Raw genomic sequence first — 20,942 nt, 5'->3', positions numbered from 1 at the left:
AGGAGCCCGCGGCCCACGGATGTTGGGTCGGGGTGCTCAGATGGCGGAGACACTGGCAAGTTTTCCCTCGGCAACGGCCGGGTTCCTTCTAGTACAGCCGCTCTTGGGTGGTGGGAACGAAGTCCCTGGTGCGGCTGAGGAAGAATGTGAGCACCCTGTTGGGTCCTGAAAGAACAACCATCGTGTTGTTGTTTCAGAGACTTGGCCGGCCTCCTGTGTGGGGGCTGGAAGTCTGCCAGGCATGGCCTGGCCCCATATACCGCCAACTGTTGTTGGTTTGGTGTGGGGCGGATCGGGTTGTGGGTTGGTCGTTTGTTGAGAATTGCACAGTGGACGCGAGCATCTTTGTGGTCAAGTTGTCAAGGGCGAACGGTGAATGCCTTGGCACCAGGAGCCGATGAAGGACGTGGGAGGCCGCGATAGGCCTGGGGGAGCTGTCAACCAAGCTGTGATCCCAGGGTGTCCGAATGGGGAAACCTGGCACCAGTCATGTGGTGTCACCCACACCTGAACACATAGGGTGTGTGGAGGGAACGCGGGGAAGTGAAACATCTCAGTACCCGTAGGAAGAGAAAACAATTTAGTGATTCCGTGAGTAGTGGCGAGCGAAAGCGGATCGAGGCTAAACCGGCTGCGTGTGATACCTGTCAGGGGTTGCGTGGTCGGGGTTGTGGGACCCTGCTGAACAAGCTGACACTTGTTCGAGAAGTTACAAAGTTAGTGGCTAGTCGAACAGTCTGGAATGGCTGACCGTAGACGGTGAAAGTCCGGTAGGTGAAAGTTGCTGACCTTCTGTGGGTGTTCCCGAGTAGCGGCGGACCCCTGAAATCTGCCGTGAATCTGCCAGGACCACCTGGTAAGCCTAAATACTTCCTGGTGACCGATAGCGGACAAGTACCGTGAGGGAATGGTGAAAAGTACCCCGGGAGGGGAGTGAAATAGTACCTGAAACCGTTCGCCTACAATCCGTCGGAGCCTTGCGGGGTGACGGCGTGCCTTTTGAAGAATGAGCCTGCGAGTTAGTGGCATGTGGCGAGGTTAACCCGTGTGGGGGAGCCGTAGCGAAAGCGAGTCTGAATAGGGCGATTCAGTCGCGTGTCCTAGACCCGAAGCGGAGTGATCTAGCCATGGGCAGGCTGAAGCGCGGGTAAGACCGCGTGGAGGGCCGAACCCACCAATGTTGAAAAATTGGGGGATGACCTGTGGTTAGGGGTGAAAGGCCAATCAAACTCCGTGATAGCTGGTTCTCCCCGAAATGCATTTAGGTGCAGCGTCGCGTGTTTCTTGCCGGAGGTAGAGCACTGGATGGTCTAGGGGGCCCACAAGCTTACCGAAATCAGCCAAACTCCGAATGCCGGTAAGTGAGAGCGCGGCAGTGAGACTGCGGGGGATAAGCTTCGTAGTCGAGAGGGAAACAGCCCAGATCACCAGCTAAGGCCCCTAAGCGTGTGCTAAGTGGAAAAGGATGTGGGGTCGCATAGACAACCAGGAGGTTGGCTTAGAAGCAGCCACCCTTTAAAGAGTGCGTAATAGCTCACTGGTCAAGTGGTTCCGCGCCGACAATGTAGCGGGGCTCAAGCACACCGCCGAAGCTGTGGCATTCACATTTTAACCTCGCTTGGACTTGATTCCTTGTGCAGGTGTGTGGATGGGTAGGGGAGCGTCGTGCCGCGAGTGAAGCAGCGGGGTGACCCAGTTGTGGACGCGGCACGAGTGAGAATGCAGGCATGAGTAGCGAAAGAAGGGTGAGAAACCCTTCCGCCGGATGACCAAGGGTTCCAGGGCCAGGCTAATCCGCCCTGGGTGAGTCGGGACCTAAGGCGAGGCCGAGAGGCGTAGTCGATGGACAACGGGTTGATATTCCCGTACCCGCGAAAGAGCGTCCCTGATGAACCTCGTTGTGCTAACCACCCGAACTGGCTGATGTCTTCGGACGGATGTTGGGGAGCGTGGGAACCTGATGGGTAGTAGTCAAGCGATGGGGTGACGCAGGAAGGTAGCTGAGCCCGGCCGGTGGTTGTGCCGGGGTAAGCGTGTAGGCCGTGTTGTAGGCAAATCCGCAACACATATAGGCTGAGACGTGATGCCGAGCCGATTCAGGTGAAGTCAGTGATCCTATGCTGCCGAGAAAAGCCTCTAGCGAGTTCTTAGCGGCCCGTACCCCAAACCGACACAGGTGGTCAGGTAGAGAATACCGAGGCGATCGGGCGAACTGTGGTTAAGGAACTCGGCAAATTGCCCCCGTAACTTAGGGAGAAGGGGGGCCGGAGACGTGAAGCCCCGCGCGGGTGGAGCGTTGTATGGCCGCAGAGAGCAGGGGGAAGCGACTGTTTACTAAAAACACAGGTCCATGCGAAGAAGTAATTCGATGTATATGGACTGACGCCTGCCCGGTGCTGGAACGTTAAGGGGACCTGTTAGCTCTTCGGGGCGAAGCGGAGAACTTAAGCGCCAGTAAACGGCGGTGGTAACTATAACCATCCTAAGGTAGCGAAATTCCTTGTCGGGTAAGTTCCGACCTGCACGAATGGCGTAACGACTTCCCCACTGTCTCAACCACAGGCCCGGCGAAATTGCAGTACGAGTAAAGATGCTCGTTACGCGCGGCAGGACGGAAAGACCCCGGGACCTTTACTATAGCTTGACATTGGTACTCGAATTAGCTTGTGTAGGATAGGTGGGAGCCGGTGAAGTCCATACGCCAGTATGGGTGGAGGCAATCTTGAAATACCACTCTGGTTGATTTGGGTATCTAACTTCGGACCGTTATCCGGTTCAGGGACAGTGTCTGGTGGGTAGTTTAACTGGGGCGGTTGCCTCCTAAAAGGTAACGGAGGCGCCCAAAGGTTCCCTCAGCCTGGTTGGCAATCAGGTGTTGAGTGCAAGTACACAAGGGAGCTTGACTGTGAGACTGACAGGTCGAGCAGGGACGAAAGTCGGGACTAGTGATCCGGCACTTGCGAGTGGAAGCGGTGTCGCTCAACGGATAAAAGGTACCCCGGGGATAACAGGCTGATCTTCCCCAAGAGTCCATATCGACGGGATGGTTTGGCACCTCGATGTCGGCTCGTCGCATCCTGGGGCTGTAGCAGGTCCCAAGGGTTGGGCTGTTCGCCCATTAAAGCGGTACGCGAGCTGGGTTTAGAACGTCGTGAGACAGTTCGGTCCCTATCCGCCGTGCGCGTAGGATACTTGAGAAGGGCTGTCCCTAGTACGAGAGGACCGGGACGGACGAACCTCTGGTGTGCCAGTTGTCCTGCCAAGGGCACGGCTGGTTAGCTACGTTCGGAAGGGATAACCGCTGAAAGCATCTAAGCGGGAAGCCTGCTTCAAGATGAGGTATCCCACCCCACTTTGTGGGGGTAAGGCCCCCAGCTAGACGACTGGGTTGATAGGCCGGAAATGTAAGCCCGGTAACGGGTTCAGTTGACCGGTACTAATAGGCCGAGGACTTGACTACTAAGCTGCTACGCGTCCACTGTGCAACTCTCGATAAACGAACAACAGACCACACATTGTTGGTGTTGGTGTTGTTTGACATGTCGATAGAGTTACGGCGGTCATGGCGGAGGGGAAACGCCCGGTTACATTCCGAACCCGGAAGCTAAGCCCTCCAGCGCCGATGGTACTGCACTCGTGAGGGTGTGGGAGAGTAGGACGCCGCCGGACAATCTTTCCAGAAAGGGTCACCCGTTATCGGGTGGCCCTTTCTGCGTTTACCCTGAGCCTCAGTTGCTCGACTCGGGATGACGTCCTTTGCTCTGCACCTGCGGAGGCGACACTCACGGTCTGTAGCTGGTGCCTCCGCAGGTGCAGAGCAAAGGACGGACGAGAGAGATCATGCGCGACCCGGATGGGTGGCGCATGGCGCGCGGGGGCGAGGCCGTTCAGTGGTCGCAAGGTCGTTGATCGACTCGTATCGGCCCACAGGAGGCCACGGATACCGCGATTTCGGTCGCTGCCGTAGTCAGCCCCAGCTGCGCGGGCCGACATTGGGCACCTGCTTGGGTTGTGGGTCGCCACTACGCTCTGCGGGTGGAACGACGCGCTGACATTACTGGTCTTCTCCGGCTGCATTGCAGCGATCCTGGGGGTCCTCTGTGGTGGCTGGCGTCCCGAGATGCGAGTGCAGGTCGCACGGGTGGTGCCGATGCCGCCGCAGGGTGGCCGGCGCCACGGCCAGGGCCGTGACGCCGGCGACCAGACCTCAGAGCCGGTGAGACGTCAGGAGGGCTTCGGCCCGCAGACGTAGCGGGGCTCCGCGTCGTAGCGCCAGGTGAACTTCTCCCGCTTGACCACCACGCCGCCCTTCTTGATGACCCGGAAGGCGTCCTGGGTGAAGCCGTTGATGCCGTTGGTCGCGATGCACGAGGGGCCGGGCTCCAGGTGGATCAGCTTCGGAGTGGTGATGTTGCGACGCGGCCCGTACTCGGTCTTCACGCTGTCGTAGATCTTCGTGCTCCAGATCGACACGGTGATCGTGCTCGACGTGTACGAGGTGTCGATCAGAACGCCGTACTCGGTGTTGTTGCGGAACTTGAAGTCCAGGTCCGGCCAGAAGATCGTCGACTCGATGACCGCCGGGTACCGGTCGAACCAGTACGAGTGCGGCTTGTGCTCGACGTCTTCCAGCCCGGCGTAGTAGGTCGCGTTGAACAGCGTGGTGGTGAACTGTGAGGTGCCACCGCCGACGCCCGGCACCAGTTTGCCGTTCAGGATGACCGGGGCGTCCCGGTAGCCCTGTGCGTAACCGCGTTCGCCGGTGTGGCCGTTCAGGGAGAACGTCTTTCCGGGCAGGACGACAGTGCCGTCCACGTCCTTGGCGATGGTGGCGATGTTCTGGCTACGCGACGAGGCCAGACCACCGGTGAATCGGGTGGTGAAGGTGGACACCCGTTCCTTGATGCCCAGGCTGGTCAGCTTTTCCGCGGTCAGCTCCGGTGGCGTCGGCTTCAACTCGCCGGTCACCTCACGACCCTCCGACTTCGGCAGCACCGCCAGCAGGTCGCTACCCAGGGTCGCAGTGTCCAGCTGCTGGCCGGAACGCCCCTCGGTGATGGTGGGACGGCCACCGGCGATGGTCACGGTGGCGTCCTTCGCCGGCACCTCGATGGCGTTCAGGTCATCACCGAGCGCTGCCCGCAGCCGCTTGACGTCCACCGACGGCGTCAGTTTTCCGGTCTTGTCGGCGGTGAACCGCAGGCTCTTCGCGATGGCGGCGGGCGGGACCTTCACCGACCCCTTGTTGGTGCGCAGGGTGACCGGCGCGGCGACCGCCGGCTTCGCCAGCTCGGCGACCAGCTTGTCCAACTCCTCCGGCGTCGTCGCCGGGTGGCTCTCCACCAGGGGCACGGTGATCGGTGTCCCGGCCAGCCAGCCGGCGCGGACCACCTCGGCGGATCGCTGCGGATCCAGGGCCAACCCCGGTTTGGGCTGCACCAACTTCGGCGTGGTGCCCTGGTAGCTGATCGCCGGCATCGTCATGCCCTGGGCCTGGTCGCCGAGCACCTTGCGGAGCGCGTCGTCCAGCCGGCCCGCGTCGACGGTGACCACCGGGTCGACGGTGCGGGAGCCGACCAGCCGGCTGACCGGGTGCGCGTTGGCCTCAGCCGCTGCCGCGACGGTCGCCGGCACGTCGACGGCGAGCCCGATGTCGGCCGGGTTGACCTCGGCGGTGCGTCCGTCGACGGTGACCGTCAGCGGCTTGGCGAGCGCTGCCGCCCGCCGCTCCAGCTCCGCCCGCAACTCCCGGTCGGCGTCCGCGCGGCTCCGGCCGCCCAGCTCGGTGCCGAGCACGCTGGTGCCGCGGGGAACGTCCCCGGCGTACGCCCAGGCGCCGGCACCCGCGACAGCGGCGAACACGCCACCGGTGACGCCGGCGGCGAGCAGCATCCGCATCCGCCCGGTGCGGCGCGGGCCGCCCTCCGGCTCGCCGGGGACGGGCGCCGGCCCGGCCGCCGGTCCGTCGTCCGGCCAGGTGACCGCGGTGACCTGCACGGTGGGCCGGTCGTCGGCGGGTGGACTCTTTTCGCCGTACAGCGTCACTGCAACCTCGATCGCCAGGGTGCCGCGGGAGTTTCCCCTCCCGGAGGCACCTACGGTAACGAATGCGCGGCCGTCCTTGGCAGCTACGCCCACCAGGCCCAGCTACCGCGTGTCTCCCGGCGTGTCGCGCTGGCCCCGGGGGCGCTGCCGTTGGCGAACCGCAGACGTGGCACGGTGGCCGGGTGGACACAGCGGAACGGGTGTTGGCGTACGGGGGCGGCTGGCTGGACCGGGCGGGCCCGTTGCGCACCGATCCGGCCCGGATGAGTGCGCTGCTCACCGAGTCGACCACAGTGGTGCTGCCCATGTGGCGGGACCGCTGTCTCGTCGACGGGGACGGGCCCGTCCGGCTCACCGCCGAGCGGGCCTCGCTCGTCCGGTCCGCCGCCGGTGAGACCGTCTTCCTCGGGCTCGACGGGGACGTGGCCGTGTTCGCCGCTGACCTGTCCGGGCTTCCCGAGCGGGCCGCCGTCGAGATGGCCGGTGCGACGCGGTCCGTCGACGTACGGGCACTGGTCGGGCGCCTCGAGCCGGGCGACGCAGCCGTCCAGGCGTACGGCAGGGGCTTGCTGCACTGGCACCGGCAGCAGCGGTACTGCGGGACGTGCGGTGCTGCGGCCGTCGCCGGTGGCGGCGGGCACCTGCGGACCTGCACCGGCGGGGAGTGCGGGCGGATCCTGTTTCCCCGGATCGAACCGGCGATCATCGTGTTGATCGAGGCGCCCGGCCCACCGGGGCGGTGCCTGCTGGCCAGGCACGCGGGTGCGTCGGAGGACGCGTACTCGACGCTGGCCGGGTTCGTCGAGGTCGGCGAGAGCCTGGAGGACGCGGTCCGTCGGGAGATGGCCGAGGAGGCGGGCGTGACCGTCACCGACGTGACCTACCAGGGGTCGCAGGCGTGGCCGTTCCCCGCCGGCCTGATGGTGGGCTTCCGGGCCACCGCCACGTCCGAGGAGGTACGCGTCGACGGCGAGGAGTTGCTGGAGGCGCGTTGGTTCACCAGGGCTGAGCTGCGGGAGCGGGTGGCCTCCGGCCGGAGCCTCGGGCGGGTGGACGCGATCGACCACCAGTTGCTCAGCACCTGGGTGGCCGCTGGAGACTGACTCGGTCTCCCGGCGGCCCTCCCCGGCGGAGGAAACGAAGCCCAGGTCAACCGCGGGTGGGACGGAACGCGAGCCACGTCATCACGGCGGCGGTCACCGCGGCGGTGACCAGCGCGCAGCTGAGCACGCCCCCGACAGTGCGCGGTGCCACCAGCAGCGCTGCCGCGACCAGGCTGGCGGTGGCCACCCACAGCGGGGCGGCCGGCCAGCGGGCACCGGTCGCCACCCGATCGTTCACCAGCATGAACACCACGGCGTAGAGGGCGCCGGTGGCGGCGAACAGTGGGGCCTCCCCGGCCAGGTGCAGGTAGTCCGCGCCGCCCACCAACCGGAAGGCCAACTCGCCAAGGACCGCAGAGGCGACCACCAGCACCACGCCGGAGGACACAATCAGCCCCAGCGCGAGCGCGCGGGCCCGGCGATCGCCCCAGGCCAGCCGCGGCAACACCAGGAGCGTGACCACCTGCGGCGCCCAGAGCGCCCCCTTGGTGAGGACCGAACCGACCGCGTAACCGCCGGAGCCGGTGGCCGGAAGAAGTTGGCGGGCGAGGATCAGGTCGGCGTACGAGATGACGAGCATCGCCAGGGTGGCGGCGCTCGCTGTCATCACCTGGCTGCCGGTCAGCCGCCGGTTCCGGGTATCGCCGACGCTCGTCCCGGTGCCACGTCCGCCGGAGGCCGGACCGCCGACCGTGGATGCGGCGAGCCATGCCAGGACCGGCAGGACGAGAAAGCCGGCCAGCGTGCCGAGGATGAGGGAGCCGACTGGTCCCCACCCGAGGGCGAGCCCGACGATGAGGCCGCCGTAACGGCCGGCGGCGAGCCCGATCATCGCGGCGGACAGCCGCAGGAACCGTTGGTCGCCCTGGAGTTCGCCGAGCCAGCAGCCGGCCAGCACGGTCGCGAAGGTGGTCGGAGCGAGCAGCAGGGTGAGCGCGATCGGAAGTCGGAGCGCCGCAGCGAGCACCGGTGCTGCGGCGAGGGTGACCCCGGCGGTGAACGCGGCGGTGCCAAGCGCCAGTCTCAGCGCTCCGCTGGGCCCCCACCGGGCACGGTGGGCTGCCACCGCGATCTGCAGGCCGAATCCGGGCACCGCCGCGATGGCCCCGAGCGCCAGCACTGTGGCGAGCGCACCGAGGTCGGGGGCGCTCAACTGCCGGGCACCGAGCATCGGGACCAGGTAGGCCAACCCGTTGGTCAACACGGTGGCGGCGGTGACGGCCGCGCCCGCCGCGCCCAGCCCCACCACCCCGTTGTCCCTGGTGGGCCGTTTCGTGGCGTCGGTCCCTGTCGCCGCCTCTGCCCCCATGCGGGTTCCCTCGGTGGTCACTCGGGCTTCGGGGTCAGGTTGCCGATAGTGATCTCGTTCGTACAGAGGGTCAGGTCCAGTCCGAGTGCCGTCAACTCCACCGCGTCGTCACCGCCGCTGATTTCGAAGAAGCGCTGATTCAGCCCCTTCTTCACCGGGAATGTGTGGGTTCCCTTCCCGAGCCGCAGCACCGCCGTGCCGTCGGCCGAACTCAGGTAGCCGATGCGGACGATCCAGAACCAGTCCTCCCGCGGCTTGTCCAGCGGCATCCGGACCGTCTGGCCTGCCGGCACCAGGTATCCGCAGCCCGCCTGTGGACCCGGCACGATGCTGCTGCCGTGGATGGTGGCCACCTGGATCCGTCCGAGATCGTCCAGTACGGAGGCGTTCTCCGTCTCGTGCACGAATTCGGGACGGGAGCCGGCCGCCGCGAAGAACCGGGACTGAAGGTTGTACGGCCAGGAGAGGTCAGGCACCACCCCGCCCGGGACCGGCGTGTCGAAGAAGACCGTGCCGGGCGGTGCGCTGGCCAATTCGATCCGCGCCGTGTCGAGGTAGGACCGGCCGTACTTCTTCGCCCACTCGTCGCCGTAGCGCGACGTCGTCCAGGCGGTGCCGAACATCGCCGCCACCAGCAGCAGTGCCAGACCGGCGCTCACCACCTCGCGGTACCGCTCCGGTACTGGCCCCAGCCAGTCCACTGGTGGGGGTGCCGGAGCCTGCCGCTCCCGCCCTCTGCCCGGGGACGTCTCCGTCACTTCAGGCGCACGCTCACCCGTCGGCTCCGGCCCGGTCCCGGGCGCCGGCTCGACCACGGGGTCGGGGCCGGCCGCCGGCTCCGTGGCGAGCGTCGGACCAGGCGCCGTCGGCGGTTCCTCCGCTGTCGCCAGGTCCGGGTCGTCCGGGGCTTCGGCGTGGATCACCCCGCCCCTGGAGGAGTAGGCCGCAACCACGGAGCCCGTTGCCCCAGCCATCTGCTCCGATTCCGGGTGGGAAGCCGGTGCCCGACGTGCTGTTTCGCTCGCGGCCGGCTCCGGATCCGGCTCGACGTGCGGCCTCGAAGTCCCGGCGAGCGGAGTTGGCTCACCATCGGCCGGCTCGCCACCGGCTGCCGTTGGTCGGGCGATTCCGACGAGGGCGACGCCGATGCAGATGCAGGCGACCACCACGGCGTCGCTGACGTAGCGGGGTACCCCGCCGGCGACCCCGCTGTAGACCGAACCGAGCCGGGTGGCGGCCAGCAGCGCCGCGACGAGGACCAGATAGCTGCCGAAGAGGAGCCAGGATCGGGAGGCTCCGCGGTCCCGCTTGACGGTCAGGATCACCAACGCTGTGAAGACCGACCAGGCGATCCATCGGCCGAGCTCGGGCGGTGCCACCACCGCCGCCCCGTCCCCCGCGCCCAGCCAGCCCCACGGCCCACCCAACAGGCCCGGCACGAGCGTGGAACCGAACAGTTGGGTGAGGAACGACAGCACCTCGCCCAACGACTCCGGTCGACGCAGGGACGATTCGGAGCGCAACAGGTAGACCCCGGCGAACGCACCGACCAGCGCGGTCAGCACGAGCCAGGACGGCCACCACCGGCGCAGCGCCGTCAGCACCGAGCGGATCGGCCCGCCTTCGGTGAAGAAGCAGACGGTGAAGAGGAAGACCAGCGGTACGACCAGCAGGGCCTTCTCGAAGAAGAGCAGACCGAGCAGCACGGAGAGAACCAGCGACAGCAGGTGCCGCTTGCGGCGGGTGCGGACGTACTTGAGCTGGGCGCCGAGGGCGAGCACCATGCTCAGCTGCATCGGCAGCATGTTCGCCCCGACGGCCCACCAGGAGGTCGCCTCGAGCGTCAGCGGGCTGAACAGGAACATGCCGAGCGGTACGAGCAGCAGGCGGCTTGGTCGCAGCAACGTACGCAGCAGCCGGTAGAACGCGACGGCGAGCACCGCCTGACCGGCCGCCATCAACAGCACGTACGGCCAGTAGGTGAGCCCGAAGGCGTCGGTGACCAGCCATGTGAGCAGCCGTCCACCCGGCATGAAGTGGTTGTTGTAGAGAGTGAGAAGGAAGCCCGGGGTGAGGGGCGACTCGGCGGACTGTGTGATCAGCACGTAGTCGTCGGCCGCCAGGTAGCCGCGAGCGGCGATCTGTGCGCGCCACAGCACGCTGACCGCGATCATCACGAGGGCGACGGATCGGATCGGATCGCGGCGCTTCGGTTGGTCTGTCTCGCTGCGCGCCACGCCCACCTCGGATCCGGTCGATGCCATGGCGGGAAGACTGCCACATGGTGGACGGGTCGCCCCATCAGGTCAATGGATGGTTCAGCGGCCGCTCGCGTCCGGCGTACAGTGGCCGCCACCAGCGCGACGGGTGGTCGTGCCGGACCGGGGTGGGGTCGACAGGATGCGCGAACGGCTGGTGCCGCATGGCGTGGCCGCCGCTGTGACGGCGGTGGTCCTCGCGCCGCTGGTGCTTCCCGGATACGTGCTCCGCTACGACATGGTCTTCGTGCCCCGTCAGGCGTTGGGTTGGGAGGTGATCGCCCCGGCCACCGCGTTGCCCCGGGCCGTACCCCAGGATGCCGTGGTGGCACTGGCCAACCAACTGGTGCCGGGTTGGCTGCTGCAACGGCTTGTGCTGGCGGCGATCCTCTACCTCGCGGCGCTCGGCGCGGCCCGGCTGGTCCCGACCGACCGGGTCGCGGTGCGGGTGGTGGCTGCCCTCGGGTACGCCTGGACGCCGTACCTCGCGGAGCGGCTCCTCGTGGGCCAGTGGGGGTTGCTGGTGGCGTACGCCGCGCTGCCCTGGCTGGTCCGGGCGGCGATCGGTGTACGGACCGGCCGGCCCGGCTCGTTGCCGCGGCTGCTGCTCGCCGCGGCGGCGTCGGCGATCACTCCGACTGGCGGAATGATCGCGCTGGTGGCGATCGCGGTGCTGCTGCCCGGCCGGTATCCGGGCGCGGTGCGGGCGGCCTCGACCGCGCTGGGCCTGACGGTGCTGCTCAATGCGCCGTGGCTGGTGGCCGGCCTCGGCAGCTCGGGCAGCGGGCGGTCTGACCCGGCTGGCGTTCTGGCCTTCGCGGCCCGGGCGGAGAACTGGGCCGGGCCACTGGTGGCGCTCGCCGCCACCGGTGGCATCTGGAACGGGCAGACCACACCCGCCTCCCGAGGCTTGGCGGTGGTGCCCCTGGTCACCGTGCTGGTGTTGGCCGTCGCCGGGTATGGCGTCCCGCTGCTGCGCCGACGCTGGCCCGCACCGGTGGCCGGCCGGTTCGGCCTGCTCGCCGCCGGCTCGTGGCTCGTGGCTGCGCTCGGCGCCCTGCCCGGCGGTGCGGGTCTGCTCGGCTGGCTGGTCGCGAACCTGCCCGGTGCGGGTCTGCTCCGCGACGGCCAGAAGCTTGTCGTTCCGTACGCCCTGGCTCTGGCGGTGGCCGGCGCGATCGGAGCGGAACGCCTCGCCGACCGGGTCGCCGCTCGCTTCGACGCGGCGACCGGTCGGGTGCTGCTGGTCGGTGCCGCACTACTGCCGGTGGCGCTCCTGCCCGACCTGGCGTTCGGCGCGGCGGGCAGGCTTCGACCGGTGGACTGGCCCGCGGAATGGGCCACGGTTGCGCGGCTTGTCGAGCAGCGACCTGGCGAGGTGATCTCACTGCCGTTCCAGGAGTACCAGCGGTACGCGTGGAACCGCGGCCAGGTGGTGATCGATCCGGCGCCCCGGTACCTCGGCGTGCCCGTTCTGATCGACGACACCCTGCGGGTGGGTGGGCTGGCGGTGGCTGGTGAGGACCCGCGGGCCGCGCGGGTGCGGGAACTCCTCGCCGTCGGGGCGCCGGTGTCGGCAGCCGGTTCCCGATGGGTGCTGGTCCAGCGGGCGGCGGGGCCGCCGCTGCCCCCGGCGTCGCTGGCCGGGTTGCACGTCGTCCACGATGGACCGGAGCTGACCCTGTACGAGAATGCCTACTGGTCCCCACCGCTCGCGCCGACCCGGCCTGGTCACGTCGGGCTGGCCCACCTCCTTGCCGGACTGGTGGTGCTGGGCATCGGTATTTCGGGCACTGCGCAGGTGAGCTACCGCGTGGTAACGTCCCGGCACGCAAGTCCGGCGGAAGGAGAAGGTGGATGAGGAACCTGCCCGCGTTCGTCGCCGTCGGTGTGCTCGGGGTCGTGCTCGGCCTGCTCGGTAGCGTCGGTCTGGCGAATGCGCTCAGCCCGTCCGCCAAGGAGGCCGCCACCACCAACGTCAATGGTGAGCAGGGCGCCGAGGCTCCGCTGTACGGCACGCGCTAAGTCAGACGATGAAAGGGCGCCCGCTGGTGCGGGTGCCCTTTCGTGGTGCTCGGGTCAGCCGGCCCGCCCGGTCGCGTGGGCCACGAGTTGGGCGAACCGGGCGCCGGTTGCCGCCCAGGTGAAGCGGGACGCGTGGTGCAGCGCCGCCTCACCCATCGCCTTGCGCCGCACGTCATCGGCGAGCAGTTCGCGGACCTGGGCGGTGAACTCCGCCTCGTCATCGACGAGCAGGCCGGTTTCGGTGTCGACCATCGCCTCCGCGACTCCGCCGGCGTAGCGGAAGGCGACCGTCGGAGTGCCGCGCGATGCGGCCTCGACGATGGTGAGCCCCCACCCCTCCTTGATCGACGGGGTGAGCGCCACCCAGGCCGACGAGAGCAGGGTGTGCTTCTCCTCCTCGCTGATGAAGCCCGTGAAGCGGACGCGGTCGGCGATGCCGAGTGAGTCGGACAGCTCCCGCAGAGGTTGCTCCCACCAGCCCTGGCCGGCCACCACCAGCTCCAGGTCGGGCAGCTCGCCGACCAGTTCGGCGACGGTACGCAGGGCGATCTCCACCCGCTTGTGCGGGACCAGGCGGCCGAGCACCACCAGCGACGGGTGTGGGGTGCGCGGCAATGGTGGACCGATCACCGGTGGCGTGCCGTTGGGGACAACGTCGATCCGTTCGGCGGCCACCCCCAGCGCGGCCAGTTCCGTCCGGCTCGCCTCGGAGACGGTGACGTACCGGCAGCGGCGGTAGAGCCGGACGGCGAGCCAGGACTCGATCCACCAGCCCAGTCTGGACATCAATGGGCCGAAGACGACCGGCCACTGCTCCCGGTGCACGTGGTGCACCAACGCGATCACCGGTCGGCTGGCGTACAGCGGCGCGAAGAACGGCACGCCGTTGCAGACGTCGACCACCAGGTCGGGCCGGCCGAAGCCACGCCGGCCGAGCGGGCCCAGGCCGAACCGTCCGGCGAGGCAGGTCAGCGCCACCCGGGCATAGACGGTGTGCCGGGAACCGCGCCGCAGCACGCGGACACCCTCGGCGGTTGTCTCCGCCGGGCTGGCGTTGTCGTGCGCGGCGCAGAGGAGGGTCACCCGGTGGCCCATGGCGACGAGTTCGGCGGCGATCCGCTCGAGGTAGACCTCGGAGCCACCGCCCTCCGGGTTGGTGGTGTCGCGCCAGTTGAGGAACAGGACGTGGAGTGCGGGGGCGCCGGGATTGTCCACGCTGCTCCTACCGGTGAGTAACTGACCACGATCGCGCCACCCTAGGGCGGTCCCGCCCATCGGCGCAATGGGTCGCACCGGCAGCGAAGATCGGATAACCGCTCGTCGATCGGGGGTTTGCCGGCGGCGAAAAACCTTGGCAGGGTGTGCAGCGCAACCGCGTGTGACGGCCGGCGTCCGGGTGACACCGCCCGGCGGGTGCAATGGATTCCGACCTGCGCAGGGACGCGCCGGTACGTGGCTAGGAGGTGGCCGGCGGTGCTGCGCGACGGACTCGCGCCGGTGCGCGCCCTCACTCGTCGCTCCCCGGTGGTGCTGCTCAGCGCGGCACTGGCGCTGCTGTTGGCCGGTTGGGCCGCCGTGGCCTACGTGCGAGCGGACCGGGGTGTGCCGGAGTGCGTCGAGCGTGTCCGGCTGCGGGTGGCCGCTGCGCCGGTGATCGCCCCGGCCCTGGACCGGGTCGTGCGGGCCAGCGTGGGGCGGCAACCATGCGTGTCGGTCGACGTGCAGGCTCGAGAGTCCCCCGATGTCTCCGGGGACCTGGCGAACGCGGTGGACGTCGCCGACGCCTGGCTGCCGGAGTCGACGTTCTGGCTGCGCCGTGCCCGGGCCGGGGGTGCCTTCGAGGTGCCCGACGAGGGCACCTCGGTGGCGAGCACACCGGTGGTGCTCGCGGTGACCGAGCCGACCGCTCGTCGGCTCGGGTGGCCGGCGGCACCGGTGACCTGGGCGTCGCTGCTCGGACCGAAGACCCGACCGGCACCGGTGGGAGTGCCCGACCCGGCCGCCGACCCGGCCGGGGTCGCGGCGCTGCTCGGAGTGCGTGCCCTGGCCGCCGGGGAGCGTGAACCCGCAGCCGCGACGGCGGCTGTGCTGCGCCGGCTCGCGGGTGGGACGCTCGCCGCCGGCGAAGGCACATTGGTGCCCGGGCGCGGACTCCCCGATGGGACGGACGCGGTAGCGGTCAGCGAGCAGGCCGTACTCGATCACAACGCGCTGGCCGGCTCAAACAGGTTGGTCGCCGCGTACCCGGAGATCGACGTTCCGTCTCTGGACCTGCCGTACGTGGTGCTGCCGTCCGCTCGCGGTCACGTCCGCGAGGCCGCTGCGGGCTTCCTGGCCAACCTGCTCACGGTCGAGTCCCGAGACGCGCTGCTCGGTTTCGGCTTCCGTACGGCGGCGGGCTTCCCGCCGGCAATTCCCGCCGACGGGCGTCTGCGGGCGGAGGAACGCCGACCGGTTCCGCTGCCCGCCGAGGAGACGGTCACCGAGGTGCTGACGGCCTGGAGCGGCGTGCAGCGCAGCGCTCGGATCCTCACGGTCATCGACGTCTCCGGCTCGATGGCGGCCCTGGTGCCCGGCACCGACCAGACCCGGCTCGCGGCGACCGTCAAGGCCGCCAAGGAGGGATCGGACCTGCTGCTGGACAACAGCGAGCTGGGGATCTGGGTCTTCTCCACGAAGGTGGAGGGCGACCGGGACTACCGGGAGATCCTCCCCGTCGCTCCGCTTCGTGGCCAGCGGACGCGGTTGGCCGAACGGCTGGCCGACGTCCAGGTCAAACCCGGCGGCGGGACCGGGCTGTACGACGCGACACTGGCCGCGTACCGGAACGCCCGGCAGCACTGGACACCCGGCCGGATCAATCTGGTGCTGGTCATGACCGACGGACGGAACGAGGACGGGGACAGCATCGGCCGTTCCAAGTTCCTTGCCGAGTTGACCCAGTTGCAGGACCCTCGTCGGCCTCTGCCGATCGTCTTCATCGGGCTGGGTCGTGACATCGACCCCGAAGAGCTGAACGCGATCGCACAGGTCACCGAGGGGCAGGTGTTCCGAACCGAGCAGCCCAGCGGCATCCGGCAGATCTTCTTCTCCGCGCTCGCCGACCTGAGCTGCCTGCCCCCGGAGTGCCGCCGATGATCCGGCCACACATCCCTCGGCGGGTACGCGTAGCGCCCGGGACCGCGCTGTCGCTGCTGCTGCTCACCGTCATCGCCTTCGCGCAGCGGCCCGGTCAGGTCACGTTCGACACCAAGCTCGACCTGGCCGTGGATCCGATCCGTTTCCTGGCCCGGGCGCTGCACCTGTGGAACCCGGAGGCGACCTCGGGCGAGCTTCAGAACCAGGCCTACGGCTACCTCTTCCCGATGGGACCGTTCTTCGCCGGCGGGCAACTGCTGGGCCTGCCGCCGTGGATAACGCAGCGGGCCTGGTCGGCGCTCCTGTTGGCGGTCGCCTTCTACGGGCTGCTGAGGCTGGCCCGGGCGTTGAAGATCGGCGCCGAACCGAGCCGGTACCTGGCCGCGCTCGGTTACGCACTGGCACCCCGGATGCTCACCGAGATCGGCGCGCTCTCCTCGGAGACGCTAGCTGCGGCGCTGCTGCCGTGGGTGCTGCTGCCGCTCGTGATGGTCCGTCGCATCGGCTCGCCGCGTCGGGCCGCAGCGCTCTCCGCCCTGGCCGTGCTCGGAATGGGTGGGATCAACGCCGCGGTCGTCGTGCTGGCCCTGCTGCTGCCCGGGGTCTGGCTGCTCACCCGTCGCTGGGACCGGGACCACCTGCGCCTCGTCGGCTGGTGGTGCCTCGGCGTCATCGCGGTCTGCCTGTGGTGGATCGTGCCGCTGCTGTTGCTCGGCGAATACAGCCTGCCGTTCCTGGACTACATCGAGTCGTCCACCACGACCACCGCCGTGGCCTCGCTCTTCCAGGCCGTCCGGGGCACCAACCAGTGGGTGGCGTACATCGTCCAGGGGGACCCGTGGTGGCCGGCGGGCTGGCTGCTGATCGATCACCCGGTGCTGATGGCGCTTACCGCGCTGGTCGCGCTGATCGGGCTGGCCGGGCTGGCCGGCAACCTGCTGCCCGAGCGGCGCTTCCTGGTGCTCGGCTTTCTGGCCGGGCTGACCCTGCTCACCATGGGCTACGTCGGCAGCCTGGACAGCCCGCTCTCGGGCCCGGTCCGGGACCTGCTGGACGGTCCGCTGGCCCCGTTGCGCAACGTGCACAAGCTGGACCCGGTGCTGCGGCTGCCGCTGATGCTCGGCTTCGCGCACGGGGTGGACGCGGTCGTCACCCGGCTGCACAACGCCGCCGTCCGGCGTCGCCCCCGTCTCCGGCTGCGGCCGTTGGCGCTCGTACCGGTGCTGCTGCTGATCCTGGGCGCCGCCGCGCCCGCCTGGCTGGGTCAGTTGCGGCCGGGCCCGGGCTGGTCGGACCTGCCGCCGAGCTGGCGATCTGCTGCCACCTGGCTGGCTGACCGGGACGAGCTGTCCCGGACGCTGATGGTGCCCGGGTCCGGCTTCGGCCAGTACGAGTGGGGACGAACGGTCGACGAGCCGATCCAGGCGCTCGCCGGCGCGCCCTGGGCGGTGCGGAACCAGATCCCGCTCGGCTCGGCCGGTAACACCCGCGTGATGGACACCGTGGAAAGTGTCCTGGCCGGCGGCCAGGGCTCGACAGGGCTGGCCGACTTCCTGGCACGGGCCGGCTTCCGGCACGTGCTGCTCCGCAACGACCTCGACCGGAGCCAGGTGGATGCCCCACCGGTCGCGGTGCTGCGCCGCGCGCTGACCGATTCGCCGGGAATCGCGCGGGTGGCGACCTTCGGCACCACCGCTCCAGGCCGCACGCCGGGCAGCCCCGTGGACGACGATGCCGGTCCGGTGCCGGCCATCGAGGTGTACGAGGTGCAGCGGCCGGTGCCGATCGCCTCGGCGGTGCTCACCGACGACGTTCCGACGGTCAGCGGTGGGCCGGAGTCCCTGCTGCCGCTGCTTGAGCAGGGGCTGGTGGAGCGTGACCGGCCGGTGGTGCTGGCCGGGGACCGTGCCGAGGTGGGGGACGAGCGGTGGATCGTCACGGACGGGCTGCGCCGCCGGGAACGTGACATCGGCCGGGTGCGGGACAACGTCAGCCAGACACTGACCGCCACGGAGCCCGGCCGGCAGGGCCGGGTCGCCCTCGACCTGCTGCCGTTCCCCGCGAAAAGGCACCAGACGGTCGCCACCTATCAGGGGGTGCGGGAGGTGACGGCCAGCACCGCGACGAGTTTCGTCGACAACCTCGCCGCCGCGGACCCGTCGCACCTGCCGTTCGCCGCCTTGGACGGCGAGTACGCCACCGCGTGGCACTCGGCCCCGCTGGCCGGGCCGGTCGGTCAGTGGCTCCAGGTGGACCTGGACACCCCGCGTGAGGTGGAGGCGGTATCGCTGGCATTCGTCAACGATCTCGGGGTGGGCTGGCCGGTCACCCGGTTCCGGATCACCACCGACCGTGGCTCGGTGGACCACGAGGTGGCCGACACGCTGGGCGGACATTCGTACTACACGTTGCCTGGGTCCACCAGCCGGGTGCGGGTCACGGTGCTGGCTGTTGCCGACGAACGGCGCGACGGCGGGGTCGGAATCCGGGAACTCACGATTCCCGGCACCACTGTCCGTCGGGCACTCAGGACACCGGACGATCTGCCCAACGGGTTCGACAGTGCCGTGGCCTGGTCGTTCAGCCGAGGCGCAACCAACCGGCCCGCCTGCTTCCCGACCTCCGCCCCCGGCGCCGGTTCGGACGTGGCGGAGGCCGGAACGGGGAACGGGTCGGCGGGCCGCACTGGGACCCGGCCGGCAGGCTCGGTCGTCCGGTGCGACCGCTTTCTGGCCCGTGCCGGTGAGGAACCACTCGGGGTCGACCGGGTGTTCCGCAGTACCAGCCCGGGCAGCTATCGGCTGGCGCTCACTGCGGTGCCGCGAGCGGGTGGGCAGCTCACCCTGACCGGGGCTCCGGTTGCGGCCACCGTCTCCTCGTACCTGGCTGGTGATCCGGCCGTCGCCGGGTACGCGGCCGTTGACGGCGACCCCGGGACGGCCTGGCTTGCCGATACCGGCGACCTTCGCCCCACGCTGAGGCTGCGGTGGTCCGGGCAACGAAGCCTTGCCGAGTTGCGGCTGCGGCCTGCGGAGTCGCCGGTCGGCTCGCTGCCGACCCAGGTCGAGGTGCTGACCCCGGGCCGCAGCCAGGTGCTGGCGGTCGGGGCGGGCGGGACGGTCCGCTTCCCGGCCGTCCGGACGGATCGGATCGAGATCGTGGTCCGGGACACCGCCACACGGATCGCCGACCGGCGCGGTAACGGCTGGACCGCCACCGCCGGGATCGCCGAGGTGGAGATTCCGGCCCTGGACGACCTGCTTCGCCCGCTCACCGGTGGCACCCCCGTCGCCGAGAAGTGCGGTGCGGGGCCCACCGTCGAACTGGACGGCAAGCGCTACGAGACGTCGGTGGCCACCACCCTCGCCGACGTGCTGGCAGGGCGGCCCGCGCCGGTCACGATCTGCGGATCCACGGGCGCGTCGGTGGATCTCCCGGCCGGTGGGCACCAGTTGGCGACCGTACCGTCGGCTGGCTTCGTGGTGCAGGACGCCACGCTGCGCTCGGAGGCCGCCGTCCCTGCACCCCGGCACCGTGAGGTGGCCGTGCTCCACTGGGCCTCGACTGACCGACTTGTCCGGGTGGCTGCCGGTGGCGAGGCGCTGCTGGCCGTACCGGAGAACGCCAACGCCGGCTGGAAGGCCACCGTGGATGGCCGGACGCTGGCCACGACCCGGGTGGACGGCTGGCAGCAGGCGTGGGTGGTGCCAGCCGGTGACGCCGCCGAGGTGCGGCTGGTCTTCGCGCCGGACCGGACGTACCGGACTGCTCTGGCGGTCGGCGCGTTCTCTGTGTTCGCGGTGCTGCTCCTGGCCGTGTGGCCGGTCCGCCGCCGTGTCGGCGTGGATCGGACGATCCCGGCCGAGGGCCCGGCATGGGCGATCGGCGTACTGCTGATGGTCCTGCTCGCCCTGCTGGGCGGGGTGCTGCCGGTGGCCATCGTGCTGGCCGCCATGCTGCTGCGACAGCTCGCAGTCCGGGCGTTGCCGGTGGTGGTGCTCGGCGGGTTGACGGTCGCCACGGTGACTGCGGTGGCGGGCCGGTTGCAGGGCCATGGGCAGGAGTGGGCGTACGGCCCTTGGGTGCAGGCCGCGATGCTGGTCGCGGTCGGCGCGGTCACCGCGGCGGTGATCCCGGTGCCCGGTACGCCGGTCGCGCGAGCCCGGTCCGAGGGCGGGGACGATGTGCCGGACCCGCCCGACACCACCGATCAGAACGAGGACGGGACGGTAACGGGATGACCACAGCAGACGACGTGGTGACTGATCGGGCGGCGCGCCGACGGTTCGCCACGCTGGGCCGCTCGGTGGCGCTGTTCCGGGCGTTCCTTGTCGAGCAGACCGACCCGGACCGTTTCTACGGCCTACTGGCAGCGGACTCGGTACGCCAGGTGTCCGGCTACACCGCGCTCACCGGGCGGACCTTGCTCGACGTCGGGGGCGGTCCCGGATACTTCGCCGCCGCCTTTCGTGCCGCCGGCGCCCGGTATGTGGGACTCGACCCGGACGTCGGCGACTTCTCCGCCGTCGGTGAGTCCGTCGCCGGCATGTTGCGGGGCAGCGGCACCGCCCTGCCGGTCCGGTCCGCCAGCGTGGACATCGCGTTCTCCTCGAACGTGCTGGAACACGTCTCCGAACCACAACGGATGCTGGACGAAATGGTCCGGGTGACGCGGCCGGGCGGCGTCCTCTTCGTCTCGTTCACCCCATGGTTGTCGCCGTGGGGCGGGCACGAGACGGCTCCCTGGCACTACCTTGGCGGCGACCGAGCCCGGCGGCGCTATCAGCGGAGGATGGGCAGGCCACCGAAGAACCGCTACCGCGAGACGCTCTTCCCGGTCTCCATCTCGGACGCGCTGCGCTGGGCGCGCGGCAACGGCGAGGTCGAGGTGCTGGACGCCCTGCCGCGTTACCACCCGTGGTGGGGCCGCTGGGTGGTCCAGGTGCCCGGCGTACGCGAGGTCGTGGCCTGGAACTTCGTGCTCGTCCTGCGACGGACCGGCCACGAACCGGGCAGCCTGGCGGGAAAAACACAGCTGACCGGGGGTCGCGTTGCTATGTGACT

At 69.2% G+C, this 20,942-nt stretch carries 10 protein-coding genes and 2 rRNA genes; 8 read left to right on the top strand and 4 right to left on the bottom strand.

Translation table 11 applies throughout. The features are described from left to right. The first annotated feature begins 349 nt into the window (after positions 1-349). Both HNR22_RS18315 and rrf read left to right on the top strand, forming a co-directional pair. Positions 350-3,460 (top strand): 23S ribosomal RNA (locus HNR22_RS18315). A 92-nt stretch (positions 3,461-3,552) separates the two neighbouring features. Beyond that, positions 3,553-3,669 (top strand): 5S ribosomal RNA (rrf, locus tag HNR22_RS18310). A gap of 555 nt (positions 3,670-4,224) precedes the next feature. Here rrf and HNR22_RS18305 read toward each other — a convergent pair. Further along, entirely contained in the window at positions 4,225-6,045 is a 1,821-nt protein-coding gene (locus HNR22_RS18305) for a VanW family protein (protein ID WP_179781380.1), read from the bottom strand. A gap of 182 nt (positions 6,046-6,227) precedes the next feature. Here HNR22_RS18305 and nudC point away from each other — a divergent pair, with 182 nt between their 5' ends. Then, the gene (gene nudC, locus HNR22_RS18300; protein WP_343059865.1) at positions 6,228-7,148 is read left to right on the top strand and encodes an NAD(+) diphosphatase; all 921 of its coding nucleotides are present in this window, start codon (positions 6,228-6,230) and stop codon (positions 7,146-7,148) included. A gap of 46 nt (positions 7,149-7,194) precedes the next feature. On the opposite strand, the gene HNR22_RS18295 is transcribed toward nudC, so the two are convergent. Further along, a complete protein-coding gene (locus HNR22_RS18295; protein WP_246380928.1) occupies positions 7,195-8,457 on the bottom strand; it encodes an MATE family efflux transporter in 1,263 nt (420 codons plus the stop codon). A gap of 17 nt (positions 8,458-8,474) precedes the next feature. Continuing rightward, a complete protein-coding gene (locus HNR22_RS18290) occupies positions 8,475-10,721 on the bottom strand; it encodes an ICP22 family protein (protein ID WP_179781378.1) in 2,247 nt (748 codons plus the stop codon). Positions 10,722-10,857: 136 nt separating this feature from the next. Between HNR22_RS18290 and HNR22_RS18285 the strand changes: the two genes are divergently transcribed. Both HNR22_RS18285 and HNR22_RS18280 read left to right on the top strand, forming a co-directional pair. Next, positions 10,858-12,576, top strand: coding sequence for an MmpA family trehalose lipid delivery protein (locus HNR22_RS18285; RefSeq protein WP_179781377.1), 1,719 nt, complete (start codon positions 10,858-10,860; stop codon positions 12,574-12,576). Next, positions 12,573-12,740, top strand: coding sequence for a hypothetical protein (locus tag HNR22_RS18280; protein ID WP_179781376.1), 168 nt, complete (start codon positions 12,573-12,575; stop codon positions 12,738-12,740). The genes HNR22_RS18285 and HNR22_RS18280 overlap by 4 nt, the downstream gene beginning before the upstream one ends. Before the next feature lie 54 nt (positions 12,741-12,794). On the opposite strand, the gene HNR22_RS18275 is transcribed toward HNR22_RS18280, so the two are convergent. After that, positions 12,795-13,955, bottom strand: coding sequence for a glycosyltransferase family 4 protein (locus HNR22_RS18275; RefSeq protein ID WP_343059864.1), 1,161 nt, complete (start codon positions 13,953-13,955; stop codon positions 12,795-12,797). A 258-nt stretch (positions 13,956-14,213) separates the two neighbouring features. Here HNR22_RS18275 and HNR22_RS18270 point away from each other — a divergent pair, with 258 nt between their 5' ends. The 3 genes from HNR22_RS18270 to HNR22_RS18260 are packed head-to-tail and all read left to right on the top strand — an operon-like array spanning position 14,214 to position 20,940. Then, on the top strand, positions 14,214-15,878 hold the full coding sequence (locus tag HNR22_RS18270; RefSeq protein WP_179781374.1) for a substrate-binding domain-containing protein: 1,665 nt from the start codon (positions 14,214-14,216) through the stop codon (positions 15,876-15,878). Next, positions 15,875-20,119, top strand: coding sequence for an alpha-(1->3)-arabinofuranosyltransferase (locus HNR22_RS18265; RefSeq protein ID WP_179781373.1), 4,245 nt, complete (start codon positions 15,875-15,877; stop codon positions 20,117-20,119). The genes HNR22_RS18270 and HNR22_RS18265 overlap by 4 nt, the downstream gene beginning before the upstream one ends. Continuing rightward, positions 20,116-20,940, top strand: a complete 825-nt coding sequence (locus HNR22_RS18260) for a class I SAM-dependent methyltransferase (protein ID WP_179781372.1) — start codon at positions 20,116-20,118, stop codon at positions 20,938-20,940. The genes HNR22_RS18265 and HNR22_RS18260 overlap by 4 nt, the downstream gene beginning before the upstream one ends. Positions 20,941-20,942: the final 2 nt, after the last annotated feature.

It is taken from the genome of Micromonospora jinlongensis (assembly GCF_013410645.1).
Taxonomy (GTDB): domain Bacteria; phylum Actinomycetota; class Actinomycetes; order Mycobacteriales; family Micromonosporaceae; genus Micromonospora; species Micromonospora zamorensis.
Note: the sequence above shows the minus strand (reverse complement) of the source record. Positions and strands in the feature narration are given on the sequence as shown.

Excerpts from the sequence above, each read along its gene's own strand:
- HNR22_RS18260 (WP_179781372.1), top strand. The coding sequence starts at position 20,116 with ATGACCACAGCAGACGACGTGGTGACTGATCGGGCGGCGCGCCGACGG.
- HNR22_RS18280 (WP_179781376.1), top strand. The coding sequence starts at position 12,573 with ATGAGGAACCTGCCCGCGTTCGTCGCCGTCGGTGTGCTCGGGGTCGTG.
- HNR22_RS18290 (WP_179781378.1), bottom strand. The coding sequence starts at position 10,721 with ATGGCATCGACCGGATCCGAGGTGGGCGTGGCGCGCAGCGAGACAGAC.
- HNR22_RS18285 (WP_179781377.1), top strand. The coding sequence starts at position 10,858 with ATGCGCGAACGGCTGGTGCCGCATGGCGTGGCCGCCGCTGTGACGGCG.
- HNR22_RS18265 (WP_179781373.1), top strand. The coding sequence starts at position 15,875 with ATGATCCGGCCACACATCCCTCGGCGGGTACGCGTAGCGCCCGGGACC.
- HNR22_RS18295 (WP_246380928.1), bottom strand. The coding sequence starts at position 8,457 with ATGGGGGCAGAGGCGGCGACAGGGACCGACGCCACGAAACGGCCCACC.